Here is a 17,902-nt window from a genome sequence, read left to right as displayed (position 1 = left end):
ATGCCCGGCTAGAACATCTGGTAGATATAGGGCGACAGCTCGGCCTCGGGCCGCGCCTGCACGTAGAGGGCGTGCAGCGCCGCCGCCGTCTCGGCCGCCAGCGGCGCCTGCGCCGCCAGTGCCGGCCGCCCCGCCGCCAGCCAGCAGGCCGCCAGGCGCTGCCCGAACTCGCCGGCATCGAGACAGGACGCGGACAGGAAATCCTCACGCGCCATCGCCGGCCGACCGCGCTGGATGTAATAGCTGGGCAGCTGCGGGTCCGGTCCCATCGGGAATGGCGCCTGCCCCCTGGCCGGCGGCGCGGCGCCCGCGGTCAGGGCGTCGAACAGGGCCGCCGTGGCCGCACCCAGTACCGCATCGTCAATCGAGCTCATAGGTCTTTCTCCAGTCTTCGTCGTCGGGCAGAGGCGCCTGTTCCGAACGCCACAGCAGCACGTCTTCCAGCACCAGCAGGTCCATCTCGGTACGCATGAAGCAGCGGTAGGCATCCTGTGGACTGCACACGATCGGCTCGCCGCGCACATTGAACGAGGTGTTCACCAGCAGCGGGCAGCCGGTCAGGCGCTCGAAGGCTTCGATCAGGGCGCGGAATTCCGGATGGCTGTCGCGGTCGACGGTCTGGATCCGCGCCGAATAGTCGACGTGGGTGATGGCCGGCACGTCGCTGCGCGGCTGGTTGATCAGCGCCATCATGTCGTCGTCGCCGCCCTCGAAGGCGCTGGTATCCATCGGCCGGCGCCGGTCCTCGCGCACCGCCGCCACCGTCAGCATGTAGGGGCTGTCGCCGTCGTAGTCGAAATAGTCGGCGCACTTTTCCCGCAGGACGGCCGGCGCGAACGGGCGGAACGACTCGCGGTACTTGATCTTCAGGTTCATCGTGGCCTGGGTACGCGGGTTGCGCGGATCGCCCAGGATCGAGCGAGCGCCCAGCGAGCGCGGGCCGAATTCCATCCGCCCCGACAGCCAGCCGACGATCTTGCCTGCGGCCAGCGCCTGGGCCACCAGCCCCAGCCTTTCGTCGCGGTCCGCGATGCGGTGATAGCGGTAGCCCTTGCGGTCGAGGAAGGCGAGGATCTCCGCACTCGAATAGCGCGGCCCCAGGTAGCTGCCGCGCTGGGCGTCGCCGGCCCCGGCCGGACGCGCGCGCGGCGCCTCGAAGTAGCCGTGGTGCGCCATCAGCGCCGCGCCGAGGGCGCCGCCGGCATCGCCCGCCGCCGGCTGGATCCAGATGCCGTCGAACAGCCCGGCCTTCGCCAGCTTGCCGTTGGCGACGCAGTTGAGCGCCACGCCGCCGGCCAGGACCAGGTTCTTTTCGCCGGTGAGGCGGCGCAGGTGGCGCGCGGTCCTGAGGACGATGTCCTCGGTCACTTGCTGGATGCTGGCCGCCAGGTCCATCTCGCGCCGCGTGATCTGCGACTCGGGCGCGCGCGCCGGACCGTCGAACAGCTCCGCGAAGCGCGGCCCGGCCATCGCCATGCCGTCGATATAGCCGAACCAGGCCATGTCGAGCCGGTAGGAGCCGTCCGGGCGGATGTCGATCAGGTGGTCGCGGATGCGGTCGGCGTATTTCGGACGGCCGTAGGGCGCCAGTCCCATCAGCTTGTATTCGCCGGAATTGACCTTGAAGCCGCAGAAGCTGGTGAAGGCGCTGTACAGCAGGCCCAGCGAGTGCGGGTAGTCGATTTCGGCGAACAGCTCGAGCCTGCGCCCATGTCCCAGGCCGAGGCTGGTGGTGGCCCATTCGCCGACGCCGTCGATGGTCAGCACCGCGGCGCTGTCGAAGGGCGAAGGGTAGAAGGCGCTGGCGGCATGCGCCATGTGATGTTCGGTGAACAGCACCCGCCCTTCCCGTCCGAGCGTGCCGAGCGCGCGCTGCACGTGCTCGTTGACCCAGATCTTGTCGCCCAGCAGATTGCCGGCGGCCTGGGCGAACAGCCTGCGTCCGTCCGGCCCGCCCGCGCAGGCGTTCTGCACCACACGGTCGAAGGTCAGCAGCGGATTGTCGTAGAACACGATCGCGTCGAGATCGACGGCATCGACGAAGCCTTCCTCGAGACAGTAGTTGATGGCGTTGACGGGAAACGAAGGGTCGTGCTTCCTGCGCGTGAAGCGCTCTTCCTGCGCGGCCGCGACGATCACGCCGTCGCGCACCAGCGCCGCCGCCGCGTCGTGGTAGTAGCCGGCAATGCCCAGGATGGTCGCGCTCATGCGAGCTCCCGCAGCTCAGCCGCCGGCAAAGGGCTCGGCCTTTGCGCCAGCATACCGGCCAGCACGGGTTCGAGCGAGCGCGCCAGCGCTTCGTGTCCGGCCGGCGTGAAATGGATGTCCTTTTCCCAGCGCAGGCGGCGCCGCTCGGCCGGGGCAATGCGCAGCAGCCCGGGCAAAGGATCGTGCAGCGCACAGCCCAGGTCGGCCGCCAGTTCGGCGAAGCGGGCCTGGTAAGGCGCGGCGTCGCAGGTCTGGTCGAGGTGCTGCGGGAGGGGAATCGGCAGCAGCAGCACCGGCTTGCCGAGTGCACCGATCCACTGCGCGAGGATGGCCCGCATCAGCAGCCAGGCCGGGCTCGACGGCGAATCGTAATGCGGCAGCGGCTGGTACTGGGTAAGCTTCTGCACCACGTCGCGCACGCCGAGAGCCGTGACCATCCTGCGCAACGCCATGAAGCGTCCGCCCTGGTCGACCGCAGCGGCCTGCTCGGGGCTCAACCCGGCTTCGTCAAAGGGTTCGCGGCGCGGCGGCACCTGGCAAAGCCGCAGCTCGCCGTCTTCGAGCTGGAAATAGGGTTTGGCGTAAATGCGCTCGCGGCCGTGCTCGTCGTGGTGAGGCCGGAAACGGGCATTGACGCGCCGGATGTTTTCGACGAATACCGCAATCACGACGAGGTCGTGTTCGATGTCCTGGGCGAATTCACGCCAGATCAGATATTGCTGGTCGGTACCCGTGGAAGACAGGCCGAAATTGAATAATTCGACCGGGCCGGCCTCGCTGGCGGATAAATATGTCTCCAGCAATTCCGTATAACGCCGGCGGTTCGGCACGGCATCGCCGGCCGTGAAGGAATCGCCGAACACAAGCACGCGCCGATGTCCCGGCCTACGTTCCTGCACAAATTCTTTATCGGGGCGGAAGCCTAGTCCGTTGACTTGCATCAGGTAACCGCCGCCTTCGTGCGGGATACGAACCCGCAGGCCGGGAATGTAGCGATAGCCGATGACTGGATGGTATTCGTAAAACTGTCTCATCATTTCCCCTGTTTTAGACCACGGAAATGATGATGATTTATTTGCTTATGAGGCTTTTAACCGGACTCAAAACCGGACTATGTATTTACACAATTCTTAATTGAATTATTTGAATTAAGAAATAATACGAATAAGAAATTAACCTCTAAAACAATTCGCGGATCAGGAATCGCGGTACCTATCCAGCGCGAGGATGCTGTCGAAAGCCGCGCAAGCCCCGGCGCAGGCCTCCAGGATCTCTTCCGGACTGCGCACCTGCTCGCGCAGCACCTGCATGAAGCTGCGCCAGCGCGGGCCGGGACCGGCCTCGTTCCCCTTCAGGTAGCGCAGCGGATGCGGGGCCAGGCGCCGGTGCAGGCGCTGGTACAGGACGGCGCCGCCCAGCTGCGAGCCTTCGATCACGTAGCACACGCCCCAGCGCCAGGCGGGGCTGGCGGCGGCCGGCCAGTCCGATGCCGCAGGCGCGGGCAGCGGCGCGGCCGGCATGCCGCGCTCGGCCAGGTCCTGCTCGATCAGGGCCAGCCGCTGGGCCTGATCGAATTGCGGCCCGCATTGCGGTCCGTCCGCGAAGCCCGTCAGCCAGGCTTGCAGCGGTGCCAGCCAGGCGCGCAGCATGGCGAGATGGGAAGCGTAATCGCCGAGGGAGGCATCGTCGGCGCCGATCGGCAGCCCGCTGTCGAGCGCCTGGTGGCGGCTCGCGGTGGCCGAGCGCAGCGCGGCAAGGGGATCCGGCTCGCGCGCCGACCGGGAGGGGTGTTTCATGAATCAGTCCGTAATGGGTTCGGGATAGTCTACGCTGAGGATTTCCAGCTCGTCCGTGCCCTGCGGCGTCTGCAGGGTCACGACCTCGCCCTCGCGCGCCTTGGTGAGCGCGCGCGCCACCGGCGAGACCCAGCTGATCCGGCCCTTCAGCGGATCGAGCTCGTCGATGCCGACGATGGTGACGGTGTGCTCCTCGCCCGCCTTGTTCAGATAGCTGACGGTGGCGCCGAAGAAGACCTGGTCGTTGCCGTGGTGGACCGAGGGATCGACCACGAAGGCCGAGTCGAGGCGCTTGGTGAGGAAGCGGATGCGGCGGTCGATCTCGCGCAGGCGCCGCTTGCCGTAGATGTAGTCGCCGTTCTCGGAACGGTCGCCGTTCGAGGCGGCCCAGTGCACCACGCGCACGACTTCCGGCCGGTCGACGTCGATCAGCTGCAGCAGCTCGTCCTTGATGGCCTTGTGCCCGGCCGGGGTGATGTAGTTCTTGGAGCCGGCCGGAATCTGTTGGGCCAGCGCCAGGGCTTCGTCATCGTCGTCGTTATCGGACTCTTTTACAAATGCCTTGTTCATGCGTCCTATTGTAGCCGCAAGCGCACGAATATGATGTGCGCGCGGCACGGCCGTGACGGCGGACGCCGCCATTTCCCGTATCATTCGGGCATGACACGAGCCATGACGAATGCGCGTACCCGGCTGTTCGCGCCGCTGGTGCACCTGGCCGCCCTCTTCCTGCTACTCGAGGAATGGTGCTGGGACGTCGGCGCATGGCTGGGCGCCGGCCTGGCGCGCTGGCCGCTGCTGGCGGCGCTCGAAGCGCGCGTGCGTCTGCTGCCGCCCTGGGGCGCGCTGTGCCTGTTCGTGCTGCCCGGCCTGCTGCTGTTGCCGGTCAAGCTGCTGGCCGTGGTGGCGATCGCGCACGGCCATGCGGTGTCCGGCATCGCCACCATCGTGGTCGCCAAGCTGGGCGGCGCGGCGGTGGTGGCGCGGCTGTACGCGCTGACCCTGCCGACCCTGCTCGCGGTCGGCTGGTTCGCGCGCTGCCACGGCTGGTTCATGACGCTGAAAGACCACTGGGTCGGCCGGCTGCGCGCCAGCCACGCCTTCGTGCAGGCCGGACGGCTGCTGCGGGCCATGCGGCGCACGCTGCGCCGCTGGCGCAACCGGCGCGGCGCCCGCTTCGGCAGCCGCCACGCGAGCCGCGCCTCCCGGGTGCTGCGGCGCTTCGTCGTCCAATGGCGCGCACGGCGCCGCTGATGGAACAACAAGATGAACAATGAGACGAAACTGGCCCCGGCCATGCAGGCCGCCGCCACCGAGATCTACCTGATCGATGCCGACACCTTGCTGCTGGTCGACGTCAACCAGGCGGCGCGCCAGAACCTCGGCCACGACCTGGCCCGACTGAACGCGATGACGCCGCTCGACCTCGCCCCCGCGCTGGACCGGGCCGAACTCGAAGGACTGCTGGCCTCGCTGGGTCCGGAAGTCGGCGCCCAGGTCAGCCTGGCTACCCGTTTCCTGCGCGCCGACGGCAGCCGCTATCCGATCAAGCTATGCTTCCTGCGCATCCTGCGCGACGGCCGCTCGCTGTTCCTGGCGATCGGCGACGACCAGTCGCTCGCCCACGCCGCCAGCACTGCCCTGCAGCAGTACCAGGCGCGCTTCAACGCAGTGGTCGACCATACGCCGGGACTGGTCTACCAGTTCGTGCTGCACCCGGACGGCAGCAGCGCCTTTCCCTACCTCAGCGAGGGCTGCGGCGCCCTGCTCGGGCTGTCGGTGAGCGAATTGCAGCAGGATCCGACGCGCTTCCCGGAACTGATCCTGCCCGAAGATGGCAAGAGCTACCAGGACGCGATGCTGGCCTCGAAGGCGAACGGCAGCGCCTGGAACTGGGAAGGCAGGATCCGGATCAACGACACCTGGAACGACGTCAAGTGGATCAACCTGCGCGCCACCCCGTCCCCGCTCGACGGCGGCGGCATGCAGTGGGACGGCATCATGACCAACATCACGGCCAGCAAGCTGGAACAGGAAGAGACGCGCCGCTCGCGCGCCCGCCTGGCCGAGCTGACCGAGCACATCGAGCAGGTCAAGGAACAGGAGCGCACCCGCATCGCGCGCGAGATCCACGACGATCTCGGCGGCAACCTCACGGCGATCAAGATGGCGCTGGCCATGCTGGCAGCGCGCCTGCCGCAGGAAAAGGTGCTGCAGGAAAAGGCCGACTACCTGGACAGCCTGGTCGACCGCACCATCGAGGCCGTGCACCGGATCTCGCTCGACCTGCGGCCGTCGACCCTGGACCTGGGCATCGTTGCCGCGCTGGAATGGCAGGCGCGCGAGTTCGAGAAGCAGATGGGCATCGCCTGCGTCGTGCGTATCGACGGCGCCGCCGACGGCCAGGAAATCGAGGGCGAACTCGACCCGGACCGCGCCAGCGCCCTGTTCCGCATCTTCCAGGAAGCGCTGACGAATATCGCCAAGCATGCCCACGCCACCCGGGTCACGGTGACCCTGCGCCGCCAGCGCCAGCACCTGACCCTCTCCATCTGCGATAATGGCCGCGGCATCACCCCGGCCGACCGCGTCAAGCCGCACTCCTTCGGGCTGCGCGGCATGAGCGAGCGGGCCCGTGCGCTGGGCGGCACCCTGAACCTGTCGCCCGCGCCCGGCGGCGGCACGATGGTGGTCGTCAAGATCAGGCTGCAATCCGAACTAACCCGAGCATGACAGAAAAAGCCAGCATCCGCGTTTTTATCGCCGACGACCACGCCATCGTGCGTGCCGGCCTGAAACAGATCCTCGCCGAGGAACGCGACATTTCCGTCGTCGGCGAAGCCGAGACCGGCCTTGACGCCGTCAAGCTGTTCCGCAAGTCGCGCTGCAACGTGCTCCTGCTCGACATCTCCCTGCCCGACCGCAACGGCATCGAAGTGCTCAAGCAGATCAAGGACGACAAACCGGAGCTGGCAGTGCTGATGCTGTCGATGCACCGGGAGGACCAGTACGCGATCCGCTCGCTGAAGGCGGGCGCCTCCGGCTACCTGACCAAGCAGAGCGCGCCGCGCGAGCTGGTCAATGCGATCCGCCAGGTGGCCGGCGGCCAGCGCTACGTGAGCGCCCAGCTGGCCCAGGTGCTGGCGGCCCAGCTCGGCGAAGACCACGAGAAGCCGGTCCACGACACCCTGTCGGACCGCGAATACCAGACGCTCACGATGATCGCCTCCGGCAAGACGGTCAGCGAGATCGCCAGGGAACTGTCGCTGTCGGTCAAGACGGTCAGCGAATACCGCTCGCGCCTGTTGTCGAAAATGAAGCTCAAGACCAGCGCCGAGCTGACCCATTACGCCATCCGCAATCAGCTCATTGACTGATTGACCAGGAACTTTCCACCATGTCAATACATTCCGCATAACTGAGTGGTATTCCGGTGTTTTTTCGATCGATCGACATCAGGAAACAGCGTTACGATGGCGATAATAACTATTCGAAGTAGCAACGTCGCACATGTCCAGCTCTCCCCTGAACCCGGCCGAGATCGCCCGGGAAGCCTTTCGCCGCCTGGCGACGCGGCGCATCGCGCCCACGCCCGACGCCTACCGCGAGATCTATAACGAGATCGCCGGCCTCGCCCTGCCCGCGGCGCCGCCTGCCGCCCCGGCTCCCGAGCCGGACCCGGGCGCGGAAAACGTGCTGTCCGGCTTTGCCTACCGTCTCGCCGACACGCCCGGCGAACTGGCCGAGTTCGGCACCCGCCTGAACCGCGCGGTCAAGCAGCGCGACTGGGACGGCTATGCGCGCACCTTGTCGCAGCTGGCCGAGAAGCACTTGCGCCGCCACACCCATCCGGTGATGGCGCTGGGCGTCGAGAACGCCGAAGCCAAGCTGATGCGCGACCTGCTCAGCCGCACCCTGAGCTTCGCCGTGGCCGCCCTGCTGCCGGCGGGGTCGCCGCTGGCCGGCGAGGCCGAATCGCTGGGCGCCGCCGTCAGGACCGCGCACGACGAGGCGGCGCTGCACGAGATCGGCGCACGCCTGAAGGAACTCTGCTACCAGATCGAACTGAAGAGCGGCGACAGCGGCGAGCAGCAGGAGCTGCTGCTGCGCCTGTTCAAGCTGCTGCTGGAAAACGTCAGCGAACTGCTGGACGACGACAGCTGGATGCGCGGCCAGATCGCCGCAGTCCAGGACCTGATTTCCGGTCCGCTCGACGCGCGCGCGCTGGAAGACGCGACGCGCAGCCTGAAGGACGTCATCTACAAGCAGGGCCAGCTGAAGACCGGCATCGCCGACGTCAAGTCGACCATGAAGAACATGATGATGACCTTCATCGACCGGCTCGGCTCGGTGGCGGCCTCGACCGGCAGTTACCAGGAAAAGATCGGCGGCTTCTCGGAACGCATCCGCGCCGCCGCCAACATCGAGGAACTCAACCTGGTGCTGGAAGAAGTGCTGCGCGAGACCCGCGCGGTGCAGGCCGAGGCGCTGGCCTCGCGCGACCGCATGCTGGCCGCCCACCAGGAGGTGCAGGAAGCGGAAGCGCGCATCAAGGACCTGGAAGCGAAGCTGCAGCACATGAGCGAACTGGTGCGCGAAGACCAGCTGACCGGCAGCCTGAACCGGCGCGGCCTGGACGACGTGTTCGAGCGCGAAAGCGCGCGCGCCGACCGCCGCGGCACGCCGTTGTGCGTCGCTCTGCTCGACCTCGACAATTTCAAGAAGCTCAACGATACCTACGGCCACCTGGCCGGCGACAAGGCCCTGCGCCATCTGGTGAAAGTGGTCAAGGACACGCTGCGCTCGATGGACGTGATCGCGCGCTTCGGCGGCGAGGAATTCCTGATCCTGCTGCCGGAGACGACTGTGGAAGCCGCCAGCGCGGCGATGGTGCGGGTGCAGCGCGAGCTGACCAGGCACTTCTTCCTGCACGAGAACGAGAAGATGCTGATCACCTTCTCCTGCGGCGTGGCCCTGCGCCGCCAGAACGAGGATCAGGCCGCGCTGATGGCGCGCGCCGACAATGCGATGTACAAGGCCAAGACCAGCGGCAAGAACCGCGTGGTGATCGCCGACAGTTAGACGGTTAGTAAGAGGAAGACAGCGAGGCCAGCTGCGTGGCCAGGTAGTTGCTGGTGCTCTTCATGTTGGCCATCGCGGTGTCGAGCGCGTTGAACTGCTTCCGGTAGCGCGCTTCGGTCTGCGTCAGGCGGTCCTGGATCGTGCTTTCCTGGTCGCTCATGCGCTTGAGCGTGTCGTTGATGCCGTCGGTGCGGGTCTGGATCACGCCTTTCGAGCCCAGCATGTCGGTGGTCAGGGCGGTCAGGCGGGTGCCGACGCCGCTGGTCGACGAGAACAGCTTGCTCAGGTTGTCGAAGTTGCTGTCGATCGCCTTCTGCAGCTTGTCGGGCTTCTCCAGCATCAAGGTGCCGTCGCGCTGGAACACGATGCCGATGTCGGACAGGTTCTTCAGGTCGCCCGCATCCGATGTCGCCTTACCGAGTTCGCTGCGCAGCTGGCTCAGGATGCCGCGCGCCGACGAGTCGCCGTTGAGCACGGCGCCGGTCTTGGTCGAGGTGTTGTACGAAGTCAGGTTGCCGACCGTGCTCGCGATCTTGTTGTAGGCGTCGATCAGGCCCTGGACGTTCTTCTTGATCGTGTCCGAGTCCTTGGCGACCGTCACATTGACCGGAGCGCCGACATTGGTCTTGGCCAGGTTCAGGGTCACGCCCTTGATCGCGTCGGTCACGGTATTGGACGACTTGACCACGGGCATTCCGTCGACCGTGAATTGAGCGTCGCCGGCCTTCTGCTGCCAGCTCATCGTGGTCGTCATCGGATCGGTATTATCGAACTGGGCCACGCTGCCGGTGGCCGCGATCTTCACGGTGTTGGCCGAACCGGTATCCTTGGCCGTGACCACCAGGTGGTTCATGGTGCCGTCGTTGATGACGGTGGCGGTCACGCCGGCATCGGCGCCGTTGATCGCGCTCGCCAGTCCCGACATCGAGAAATCGTCGAGGGGAATGTTGACGGGGTTGCCGCTGCCGACGCTGATCGTCATCGAGCTGTTCGCCGGGCTGAAGATCTTGGTGGGATCGACGCCGGCCGAACTCAGCTTGTCACTGGTGGCCAGCTTGCTGACTTCGATGGCATACGTACCGGCGGTGGCGCCGCCGCCTGCAGGCGTACTGGCCTTCATGATGGTTTCGTCGCTGGAAGCGGCGGTCAGCGCAGCCAGCGAAGTACCGGTGACCGACTTGACGGCCGTCTGGAACGAGGAAATCGCGCTTTTCAGCGTACCGAAGGCCGACAGCTTCGACTTGTAGCTGGTTTCCTTGGCCTGAAGCTGGGTCAGCGGCGTGCTCTCGGCCTGCATCAGCTGGGTGACCAGCGATTCGATGTTCAGACCTGATCCGATACCGGTCGAAACGATTGCCATCGTGTGTCCTTATCAAAAGAAAAAAGGGCGCTAGGCGCCCATCATGCTTTTTCCCGCAACAGCAGGCCCTGCATCTTGTCGATCGAGTGCGCCAGCGCCAGCGCCTCCGCGCTCGGGAACTGGCGCAGTACTTCCTGGGTCGAGGTGTCGACGATCTTGACCACCGTCTTGCCGCTTTCCTCGTCGATCGAGAAACGCAGGCCCTGGGCGGTGAACTGCGGATTCTCGTTCAGCTTGCCGACCGCGTTTTCCACCGCATCGCGAGCCGGCGCCGATCCCTGGTTGCCGGCGTTGGCGCCCGGTGCAGCCGGCGCCCCCCTGGATGGCGAATTGGACGCCGGCGCCGCTGCGTTCCCGGGCGCAGCCTGTACGCTACCAGATAAGGGATTCAGCATCACGACACTCCTTTCCAAAACGACGCTAGGCGAGGTGTTTCCGCAACACCTCGCTCAGCTTTCCTATCCGAATTATAACGTTCGATCAGCGCAGCAGGCTCATCACGCCGTTCGGCACCTGGTTCGCCTGGGCCAGCATCGCGGTACCGGCCTGTTGCAGGATCTGGGCGCGGGTCAGCTTGGCGGTTTCAGCAGCGAAGTCGGTATCCATGATGCGGCTCTTGGCGGCCGACTGGTTTTCGATCGAGCTGTTCAGGTTGTTGATCGCGTAGCCCATGCGGTTCTGCGCAGTACCCAGCGAAGCGCGCTCGGTATTCAGTGCGCTCAGGGCGCTGTCGACCTGGGCCAGGGCTGCCGTTGCGGAGGCGCCGTCGGTGATCGCACCGATGGTCATGCCGGCAAAGGCGGTGTCGGAGCCGAAGCTGATGGTGATCTTCTGGCCGGTATCGGCGCCGACCTGGATGTCCTTGGTGGCGGCGGTGCCGCTCAGCACTGCTGCACCGTTGAATTTGGTGTCGGTCGAGATACGCCCGATTTCAGTGTTCAGCGACTGGACTTCGGTGTTGATGTTGCTCCATTCGGCAGTGCCGTTGGTGCCGTTCGAGCCCTGCACCGCCAGTTCGCGGATACGCTGCAGCGCGTCGGAGATGTTCGACAGTGCGCCGTCAGCGGTCTGGATCAGCGAGATGCCGTCGTTGGCGTTACGCGCTGCCACGGTCATGCCGCGGATCTGCGAGTCCATCTTGGTGGCGATCGACAGTCCGGCCGCGTCGTCCTTGGCGCTGTTCACACGCAGACCCGAGGACAGGCGCTGCAGCGAGGTCGACAGGTCGTTGGCGGAGGTGCCGAGGTTGCGTTGTGCGTTCAGCGAAGCCAGGTTGGTGTTAATGACGGACATGGTGGTTCTCCTGTTATCAGAGTACGGCTTGGTAAGTTCGTTTGTTGGTTCGTCGCTTGTTCAGCGGGGTTGATTTCTTTAACGGAGTGCTTCGAAAAAGCTTGAGGGTATTTTTTAAAAAAAGTTGGATATGGCCAACTTTTCATGATTTCCCTGCTACACCCTCCATCGTGCAAACCCTTGAATTAAGGGCGCTTTCACGATTACAACGGGCAATAAATCTTCGCTGCCTCTCGCTACAATGCTGGCTGTCAAAACTCGCCCGCGCTGCTGTTGCCGTTTTCGTCAGCGCCGGCGTTTTCTTTAACTGGACATCCCGCGCATGCACACCATCGACCAAGCACCACCGAGCCAAGCCGACGAATTCTTCGCCCAGGGACTGGACGCGCACCGCCGCGGCGACCTGGGCACGGCCGTCCACTTGTACGAACAGGCACTGCAGCGCGAGCCGGGTCATTTCGACGCCCTGCACCACATCGGCATCGCGGCCTATCATGCGGGCAATCACGACATCGCCGTGCAGTTCATCGGCGCCGCCATCGAGCGCAATCCCCAGGTGTCGACCGCCTATGGCAACCTGGGCAATGTGTACCAGGCCCTCGGCCAGCATGCGGCGGCACTGGCCTGTTACGACGAAGCCCTGCGGCTGGACGATGCGAATGCGGATGCGCACTACAACCGCGGCAACGTGCTGCGGCGCCTCGACCGGCTCGAGGACGCCCTGCAGAGCTACGAGCGCACGCTGGCGCTGCTGCCGGGCGACGTCTCGGGCTGGAACAACCGCGCGGTCGTGCTGCAGGACCTGAAACGCTACGCCGCGGCGCTCGCGAGCGTCGACCAGGCCCTGGCCCTGGCGCCCGGCCTGGCGGCCGCCCACAATAACCGCGGCAACATCCTGGTTTACCTGCACCGCCGCGACGAGGCGATGCGCAGTTTCGAGACCGCCATCGGGATCCAGCCCGATTACGCGGACGGCTGGTCGAACCTCGCTTCCAACCAGGCCGCACTGGGCCTTTACGAGCAGGCGCAGGCAAGCTACGCGCGCTCGCTGGCGCTGGGGCCCGAGGTACCCGAAACCCACAAGCGCAAGGCCGACCTGCTGCGCGCGCGCGGCGACCACGACGGCGCGCTGGCCGCCTATGAACGCGCGGCCACGCTCAGGCCCGCCTATGCCGAGGCCCAGCTGGAGCGCGGACGGCTCCTGATGGAATGCGACCGCCACGACGAGGCGCTGGAGTGCCTGCAGGCGGCGATCGCCGCCGATCCCGGCAACCGCCTGGCCCACCTCCACCGCGGCCTGCTGCTGCATCGCCGGAAAGAGTATCAAGCGGCGCTGGCCAGCTTCGACAAGGCGATCGCCCTGAAGGAAGACGATGACGCCGATTCCCAGGTCGTGCGCGGCAATACGCTGCGCGAACTGGACCGTTGCGAGGAGGCCGTGGAAGCCTACGAGCGCGCGCTCGCGCTCGCGCCGGCGCACTACAACGCGCTGGTCGGGCATGGCATCGCCCTGCAAAGGCTGCGCCGCCACGACGCGGCCCGCGCGAGCCTGGCCCGCGCGATCGGGATCGCCCCGAAGGAAATCAGCGGTCATCTCAACCTCGGCAATCTGCTGCAGGACATGGGCGACACGGAAGGCGCGCTGGCCAGCTATGACATCGCGATCGCGCTGAACCCGAACGAGCCGATGATCTACAACAACCGCGGCAACCTGTACGAGGGCATCGGCCAGTTCGATGCCGCGCTGCGCGAATTCGACAAGGCGATCGAGCTCAAGCCAGACTTCGTCGCCGCCCACTGGAACAAATCGCTGGTGTGCATGCGGATGGGTGAATTCGGCCAGGGCCTGGACGGCTACGAATGGCGCTGGAAAGCCGAGCACCTGGCGGTGTTCCGCGAAAACCGCGACTTCCCCCAGCCGCTGTGGCTCGGCCAGCAGGACCTGGCGGGCAAGACCATCCTGCTGTATGCCGAGCAGGGGCTGGGCGACACCCTGCACTTCTGCCGCTACGTGCCGATGGTGGCGGCGCGCGGCGCGCGCGTCATCGTCGAAGTCCAGCGGCCGCTGGTGAAGCTGATACAGCCCCTGCCCGGCGCCACCGAGGTGATTGCCAAGGGCGACGCGCTGCCGGCCTTCGATTTCCATTGCCCGCTGCTGAGCCTGCCGCTGGCGTTCAAGACCACCCTGGCCACGATCCCGGCCCCGGACGCCTACCTGTCCAGCGACCCCGTCCGGGAAGCCGGCTGGCGTGAGTTGTTGGGCCCTGCCCGCGGTCCGCGCGTGGGCCTGGCGTGGAGCGGCAACCCCGTCCACAAGAACGACCACAACCGCAGCATCCCCTTCGAGGAATTCGCGCGCGTGCTCACGCCGGCCTGCGAATTCGTCTCGCTGCAGAAGGAGCATCGCGAAGCCGACCTGCCGCTGCTCGCGGACAGCGCGGTGCGCGATCTCAGCGAACTGCTGCACGACTTCACCGACACCGCCGCCCTGTGCGCCGCCGTGGATGTGGTGGTGGCGGTCGATACCAGCATCGCCCACCTGGCCGGCGCGCTGGGCCGGCCGGTCTGGATCCTGCTGCCCTATGCGGCCGATTGGCGCTGGCTGGTGGAACGCAGCGACAGTCCGTGGTATCCGAGTGCGCGCCTGTACCGCCAGCAGCTCGGCGAGGATTGGGGCGCCGTGCTGGCGCGCGTGCGCGCCGACCTCGACGCCCTGGCGGAAAGCCGGCCATGAGCGGCCCAATCGAAGCGCGGGCCGAGCGGCTGTTCGCCCAGGGCCTGGAGTGGCACCGCCAGGGCGCGCTGGGCGAGGCGCTGGCGGCGTACGAACAGGCGCTGCAGCTGCAGCCAGGCTACGCCGAGGTGCTGCACCACATCGGCATCCTCGCCTACCAGACCGGCGACTACGCCACCGCGGAACAATTCCAGTACGCCGCCCTCGAGATCGACGGCGGCGCGGTGGCGGTGTGGAACGCGCTCGGGAACGTCCTGAAGGCCTGCGGCCGCCACGAGGCGGCGCTGGCCGCCTACGCGCAGGCGCTCGCAATCGACCAGGAATACACGGACGCCCATTACAACTGCGGCAACACCCTGCTGGCGCTGGGCCGTCACGAGGAAGCGCTGGCCGGCTACGACAGGGCGCTCGCGCTCGATCCCGGCCTGGTGCAGGCCTGGAACAACCGCGCCGTGGCGCTGCAGCAGCTCGGGCTGCTGGCGGAAGCGCTGGCCAGCATCGACGCCGTGCTCGGGCTGCAGCCGGGGCATGCCGAAGCCCACAACAATCGCGGCAACCTGCTGATGCGCCAGCGGCGCAAGGAAGCGGCGCTGGAAAGCTTCGAGCGCGCACTGGCCTGCCGCCCGGACTATGCCGACGCCCTCGTGAACCGCGCCAGGGCGCTCGATGAGATGGGCCGCTTCGACGCCGCACTGGAAAGCCTGGATGCCGCGCTGAAGCTGCAACCGGAACACGCCGAAGCCCACAACAACCGCGGCAACCTGCTGCTGCGGCTGCGCCGGCACGAGGCCGCGCTGGACAGCTTCGCGCGGGCACTGGCCTGCCGCCCGGACTACGCCGACGCCTACGTCAACCGCGCCAAGCTGTTCAAGGACCTGGGACGCCTCGATGCGGCCCAGGCCGACCTCGAGCACGCCATCGGACTCGATCCGGAACTCGCCGCCGCACACTGGAACCTCGGCTTGCTGGCGCTGCTGCGCGGACGCCTGGCGCAAGGCTGGCAGGGTAACGAATGGCGCTGGAAGGTCGACCAGCTGATGCAGGACGGCGAACTGCAGCGCTTCGAGCAGCCGCTGTGGCTGGGCGAGCAGGACCCGGCGGGCAAGACCATCCTGCTGTGGGCGGAACAAGGCCTGGGCGACACGATCCAGATGGCCCGCTATGCCGGCCTGCTGGCGGCGCGCGGCGCCGGCGTGATCCTGGAGGTGCAGCCGGCGCTGATGGGCCTGCTGTCCGGCTCGCTGACCGGCTCGCAGTCCAGCTTCACGGCGCGCGTGCTGGCGCGTGGCGAGGCGCTGCCCGACTTCGACTTCCACTGCCCGATGATGAGCCTGCCGCTGGCCTTCGGCACCGAACTCGCCACCATCCCGGCCGCGCCTTCCTACCTGCGCGCCGCCCCCGAGCGGATCGCGCAGTGGAATACGCTGCTGGGCCCGGCCGCCCGCGTGCGCGCCGGCCTGGCCTGGAGCGGCAATCCGGACCACACGAACGACCATCACCGCAGCATCGCCTTCGCCGAATTCGCGCAGGCGCTCACGCCGGCCTGCGAATTCGTCTCGCTGCAGAAGGAGGTCCGCGCGAGCGATGCGACGGCCCTCGCCGCCGGCGCGGTGCGCGACTTCGGCGCGCAGCTGCACGACTTCGGCGACACCGCCGCCCTGTGCGCCGTCATGGACGTGGTGGTGACGGTCGACACCAGCATCGCCCACCTGGCCGGCGCCCTCGGCAAGCCGGTCTGGATCCTGCTGCCGTATGCGCCGGACTGGCGCTGGCTGCTGGAGCGCGGCGACAGCCCCTGGTATCCGGGCGCGCGCCTGGTCCGCCAGGGATACGGCGAGGACTGGAGCGCCGTGCTGGCCCGGGTGCGCGCCGACCTCGATGCGCTGGCGGGCGGCCCCAGATGAGCGGCTTCATCGATCCGCGGGCCGCGCATCTGTTCGAACAGGGACTCGCGCTGCATCGCCAGGGCGCGCTGGGCCAGGCCCTGGCCTCCTATGAGCAGGCCTTGCTGCTGCAGCCGGGCCAGTTCGACCTGCTGCACCACATCGGCATCCTCGCCTGGCAGGCCGGCGACCTCGCCACGGCGGAGCAATTCCTGCTGGCCGCCCGCGAGACCGGCGACGGCGTCTCGGCGCTGCACGGCAACCTGGGCAATGTGTTCAAGGCGGGCGGCCGCCTCGAGGAAGCGCTGGCCAGCTATGCGCGGGCGCTGGAGCTGGACCGCGCCAATGTGGACGCCTGGTACAACTATGGCAACACCTGGCAGGCGCTGCGCCGCTTCGACGAGGCGCTCGCCTGCTACGACCAGGCGCTGGCGCTGCAGCCGGACGATGGCCCGGCCTGGAACAACCGCGCCGCCGTCCTGCAGGAACTCGGACGCCACGACGACGCCCTGCACAGCTTCGACTCGGCGCTGCGGCTCCAGCCCGGCAATGCCGAGGCCCACTGGAACCGGGCCCTGCTCCATCTCCGCCACGGCCGCTTCGCCGAAGGCTGGCGCGGCTACGAGTGGCGCTGGCGGGTCTCGCACCTGTCGGTGTCGCGCCAGCGGCGTGACTTTGTACAGCCGCTGTGGCTGGGGGAACAGGACCTGGGCGGCAAGACCATACTCCTGCACGCCGAACAAGGCCTCGGCGACACCCTGCAGTTCTGCCGCTACGCCACGCTGGCGGCGGCGCGCGGCGCCCGCGTCATCCTCGAGGTGCCGCCCACTCTGGTGAACCTGATGCGCACCCTGGCCGGACCGGCCATGGTCCTGGCGCGCGGCGAGGCGCTGCCGCCGTTCGACTACCACTGCCCGCTGATGTCGCTGCCGCTGGCTTTCGGCAGCGCGCTCGAAACCATCCCCGCACCGCCGGCCTACCTGCGGGCCGATGCCGCCAGGGCCGCCGCCTGGACCGCCCTGCTCGGACCGGCGGACAGACCGCGCGTGGGCCTGGCCTGGCGCGGCAGCCAGGAGCACAGGGACGACCAGCGGCGCAGCATCGATTTCGCCACGCTGGCGGAGATCCTGAGCCCGGCCTGCGACTTCGTCTCGCTGCAGGACCGCCACCGGCCCGAGGATGCCGCCCCGCTCGCCGCCAGTCCGGTGCGCACCTTCGGCGCGCGCCTTGCCGACTTCGGCGACACGGCGGCGCTGTGCGCGGCGATGGATCTCGTCATCACCGTCGACACCAGCATCGCCCACCTGGCCGGCGCCCTCGGCAAGCCGGTCTGGATCCTGCTGCCGGCCGCCACCGACTGGCGCTGGCTGCTGGATCGCAGCGACAGCCCCTGGTATCCGCGCGCGCGCCTGATCCGCCAGCGGCGCGGCGAGCCCTGGAGCGCGGTGCTGGCGCGGGTGCGCGACGGGATTGACACTATGACAAACCCGGCCAAGCAGTGAAATAGCAGGGATTCATTGCTCTTAAGTTCGGATGAATCCGGCCG

The 17,902-nt window shown here is 67.2% G+C and carries 15 protein-coding genes; 7 read left to right on the top strand and 8 right to left on the bottom strand.

Annotation, left to right across the window (positions count from 1 at the left end; translation table 11 throughout):
* Positions 1–8 precede the first annotated feature (8 nt).
* From AB4Z32_RS13615 to greB, 5 genes are all read right to left on the bottom strand, one after another.
* Positions 9–374: a hypothetical protein gene (locus AB4Z32_RS13615; protein WP_442122386.1), complete on the bottom strand. Its 366-nt coding sequence runs from the start codon at positions 372–374 to the stop codon at positions 9–11.
* Positions 361–2,208, bottom strand: coding sequence for a carbamoyltransferase family protein (locus AB4Z32_RS13610; RefSeq protein WP_442122385.1), 1,848 nt, complete (start codon positions 2,206–2,208; stop codon positions 361–363). The genes AB4Z32_RS13615 and AB4Z32_RS13610 overlap by 14 nt, the downstream gene beginning before the upstream one ends.
* Positions 2,205–3,245: an SGNH/GDSL hydrolase family protein gene (locus AB4Z32_RS13605; protein WP_442122384.1), complete on the bottom strand. Its 1,041-nt coding sequence runs from the start codon at positions 3,243–3,245 to the stop codon at positions 2,205–2,207. The genes AB4Z32_RS13610 and AB4Z32_RS13605 overlap by 4 nt, the downstream gene beginning before the upstream one ends.
* A gap of 159 nt (positions 3,246–3,404) precedes the next feature.
* Positions 3,405–4,004: a biliverdin-producing heme oxygenase gene (locus AB4Z32_RS13600; protein ID WP_442122383.1), complete on the bottom strand. Its 600-nt coding sequence runs from the start codon at positions 4,002–4,004 to the stop codon at positions 3,405–3,407.
* Between the two features lie 3 nt (positions 4,005–4,007).
* Positions 4,008–4,574 carry a transcription elongation factor GreB gene (greB, locus tag AB4Z32_RS13595; protein ID WP_442122382.1) on the bottom strand — a complete coding sequence of 189 codons (567 nt, stop codon included), beginning with the start codon at positions 4,572–4,574 and terminating at the stop codon, positions 4,008–4,010.
* Positions 4,575–4,676: 102 nt separating this feature from the next.
* Between greB and AB4Z32_RS13590 the strand changes: the two genes are divergently transcribed.
* The 4 genes from AB4Z32_RS13590 (at position 4,677) to AB4Z32_RS13575 (ending at position 9,086) form a co-directional block, all read left to right on the top strand.
* Complete coding sequence (locus tag AB4Z32_RS13590; RefSeq protein WP_442122381.1) at positions 4,677–5,258, top strand: hypothetical protein; 582 nt, start codon at positions 4,677–4,679, stop codon at positions 5,256–5,258.
* A gap of 12 nt (positions 5,259–5,270) precedes the next feature.
* Entirely contained in the window at positions 5,271–6,737 is a 1,467-nt protein-coding gene (locus tag AB4Z32_RS13585) for a PAS domain-containing sensor histidine kinase (protein ID WP_442122380.1), read from the top strand.
* Positions 6,734–7,381 (top strand): response regulator, encoded by a 648-nt coding sequence (locus tag AB4Z32_RS13580; protein ID WP_442122379.1) that lies wholly within the window; start codon positions 6,734–6,736, stop codon positions 7,379–7,381. Before AB4Z32_RS13585 ends, AB4Z32_RS13580 begins: the two co-directional genes overlap by 4 nt.
* Positions 7,382–7,514: 133 nt before the next feature.
* Positions 7,515–9,086 carry a GGDEF domain-containing protein gene (locus AB4Z32_RS13575; protein ID WP_442122378.1) on the top strand — a complete coding sequence of 524 codons (1,572 nt, stop codon included), beginning with the start codon at positions 7,515–7,517 and terminating at the stop codon, positions 9,084–9,086.
* A 4-nt stretch (positions 9,087–9,090) separates the two neighbouring features.
* Here the strand turns inward: AB4Z32_RS13575 and fliD are convergent, their stop codons facing one another.
* The 3 genes from fliD to AB4Z32_RS13560 all read right to left on the bottom strand — a co-directional run bounded on the left by fliD (position 9,091) and on the right by AB4Z32_RS13560 (position 11,739).
* Positions 9,091–10,446, bottom strand: coding sequence for a flagellar filament capping protein FliD (gene fliD, locus AB4Z32_RS13570; RefSeq protein WP_442122377.1), 1,356 nt, complete (start codon positions 10,444–10,446; stop codon positions 9,091–9,093).
* Between the two features lie 41 nt (positions 10,447–10,487).
* Positions 10,488–10,841 (bottom strand): flagellar protein FlaG, encoded by a 354-nt coding sequence (locus tag AB4Z32_RS13565; RefSeq protein WP_442122376.1) that lies wholly within the window; start codon positions 10,839–10,841, stop codon positions 10,488–10,490.
* An 85-nt stretch (positions 10,842–10,926) separates the two neighbouring features.
* Positions 10,927–11,739, bottom strand: a complete 813-nt coding sequence (locus AB4Z32_RS13560; protein WP_442122375.1) for a flagellin N-terminal helical domain-containing protein — start codon at positions 11,737–11,739, stop codon at positions 10,927–10,929.
* Positions 11,740–12,061: 322 nt separating this feature from the next.
* Between AB4Z32_RS13560 and AB4Z32_RS13555 the strand changes: the two genes are divergently transcribed.
* From AB4Z32_RS13555 to AB4Z32_RS13545, 3 genes are read left to right on the top strand one after another with little or no spacing between them, the layout of a single operon-like run.
* Positions 12,062–14,473 (top strand): tetratricopeptide repeat protein, encoded by a 2,412-nt coding sequence (locus AB4Z32_RS13555; RefSeq protein WP_442122374.1) that lies wholly within the window; start codon positions 12,062–12,064, stop codon positions 14,471–14,473.
* Positions 14,470–16,377, top strand: a complete 1,908-nt coding sequence (locus tag AB4Z32_RS13550; RefSeq protein ID WP_442122373.1) for a tetratricopeptide repeat protein — start codon at positions 14,470–14,472, stop codon at positions 16,375–16,377. Before AB4Z32_RS13555 ends, AB4Z32_RS13550 begins: the two co-directional genes overlap by 4 nt.
* Positions 16,374–17,858 (top strand): tetratricopeptide repeat protein, encoded by a 1,485-nt coding sequence (locus AB4Z32_RS13545; protein WP_442122372.1) that lies wholly within the window; start codon positions 16,374–16,376, stop codon positions 17,856–17,858. Before AB4Z32_RS13550 ends, AB4Z32_RS13545 begins: the two co-directional genes overlap by 4 nt.
* The last annotated feature ends 44 nt before the right edge of the window (positions 17,859–17,902 follow it).

Origin of the sequence: Massilia sp. 2TAF26, assembly GCF_052115005.1 — a bacterium.
Classification (GTDB): Bacteria; Pseudomonadota; Gammaproteobacteria; order Burkholderiales; family Burkholderiaceae_D; genus Telluria.
This window is presented reverse-complemented; position numbering and strand designations above follow the sequence as displayed.

Coding starts and splice junctions, on each gene's coding strand:
- AB4Z32_RS13615 (WP_442122386.1), bottom strand. CDS start 374: ATGAGCTCGATTGACGATGCGGTACTGGGTGCGGCCACGGCGGCCCTG.
- AB4Z32_RS13610 (WP_442122385.1), bottom strand. CDS start 2,208: ATGAGCGCGACCATCCTGGGCATTGCCGGCTACTACCACGACGCGGCG.
- AB4Z32_RS13605 (WP_442122384.1), bottom strand. CDS start 3,245: ATGATGAGACAGTTTTACGAATACCATCCAGTCATCGGCTATCGCTAC.
- AB4Z32_RS13600 (WP_442122383.1), bottom strand. CDS start 4,004: ATGAAACACCCCTCCCGGTCGGCGCGCGAGCCGGATCCCCTTGCCGCG.
- greB (WP_442122382.1), bottom strand. CDS start 4,574: ATGAACAAGGCATTTGTAAAAGAGTCCGATAACGACGACGATGACGAA.
- AB4Z32_RS13590 (WP_442122381.1), top strand. CDS start 4,677: ATGACGAATGCGCGTACCCGGCTGTTCGCGCCGCTGGTGCACCTGGCC.
- AB4Z32_RS13585 (WP_442122380.1), top strand. CDS start 5,271: ATGAACAATGAGACGAAACTGGCCCCGGCCATGCAGGCCGCCGCCACC.
- AB4Z32_RS13580 (WP_442122379.1), top strand. CDS start 6,734: ATGACAGAAAAAGCCAGCATCCGCGTTTTTATCGCCGACGACCACGCC.
- AB4Z32_RS13575 (WP_442122378.1), top strand. CDS start 7,515: ATGTCCAGCTCTCCCCTGAACCCGGCCGAGATCGCCCGGGAAGCCTTT.
- fliD (WP_442122377.1), bottom strand. CDS start 10,446: ATGGCAATCGTTTCGACCGGTATCGGATCAGGTCTGAACATCGAATCG.
- AB4Z32_RS13565 (WP_442122376.1), bottom strand. CDS start 10,841: ATGCTGAATCCCTTATCTGGTAGCGTACAGGCTGCGCCCGGGAACGCA.
- AB4Z32_RS13560 (WP_442122375.1), bottom strand. CDS start 11,739: ATGTCCGTCATTAACACCAACCTGGCTTCGCTGAACGCACAACGCAAC.
- AB4Z32_RS13555 (WP_442122374.1), top strand. CDS start 12,062: ATGCACACCATCGACCAAGCACCACCGAGCCAAGCCGACGAATTCTTC.
- AB4Z32_RS13550 (WP_442122373.1), top strand. CDS start 14,470: ATGAGCGGCCCAATCGAAGCGCGGGCCGAGCGGCTGTTCGCCCAGGGC.
- AB4Z32_RS13545 (WP_442122372.1), top strand. CDS start 16,374: ATGAGCGGCTTCATCGATCCGCGGGCCGCGCATCTGTTCGAACAGGGA.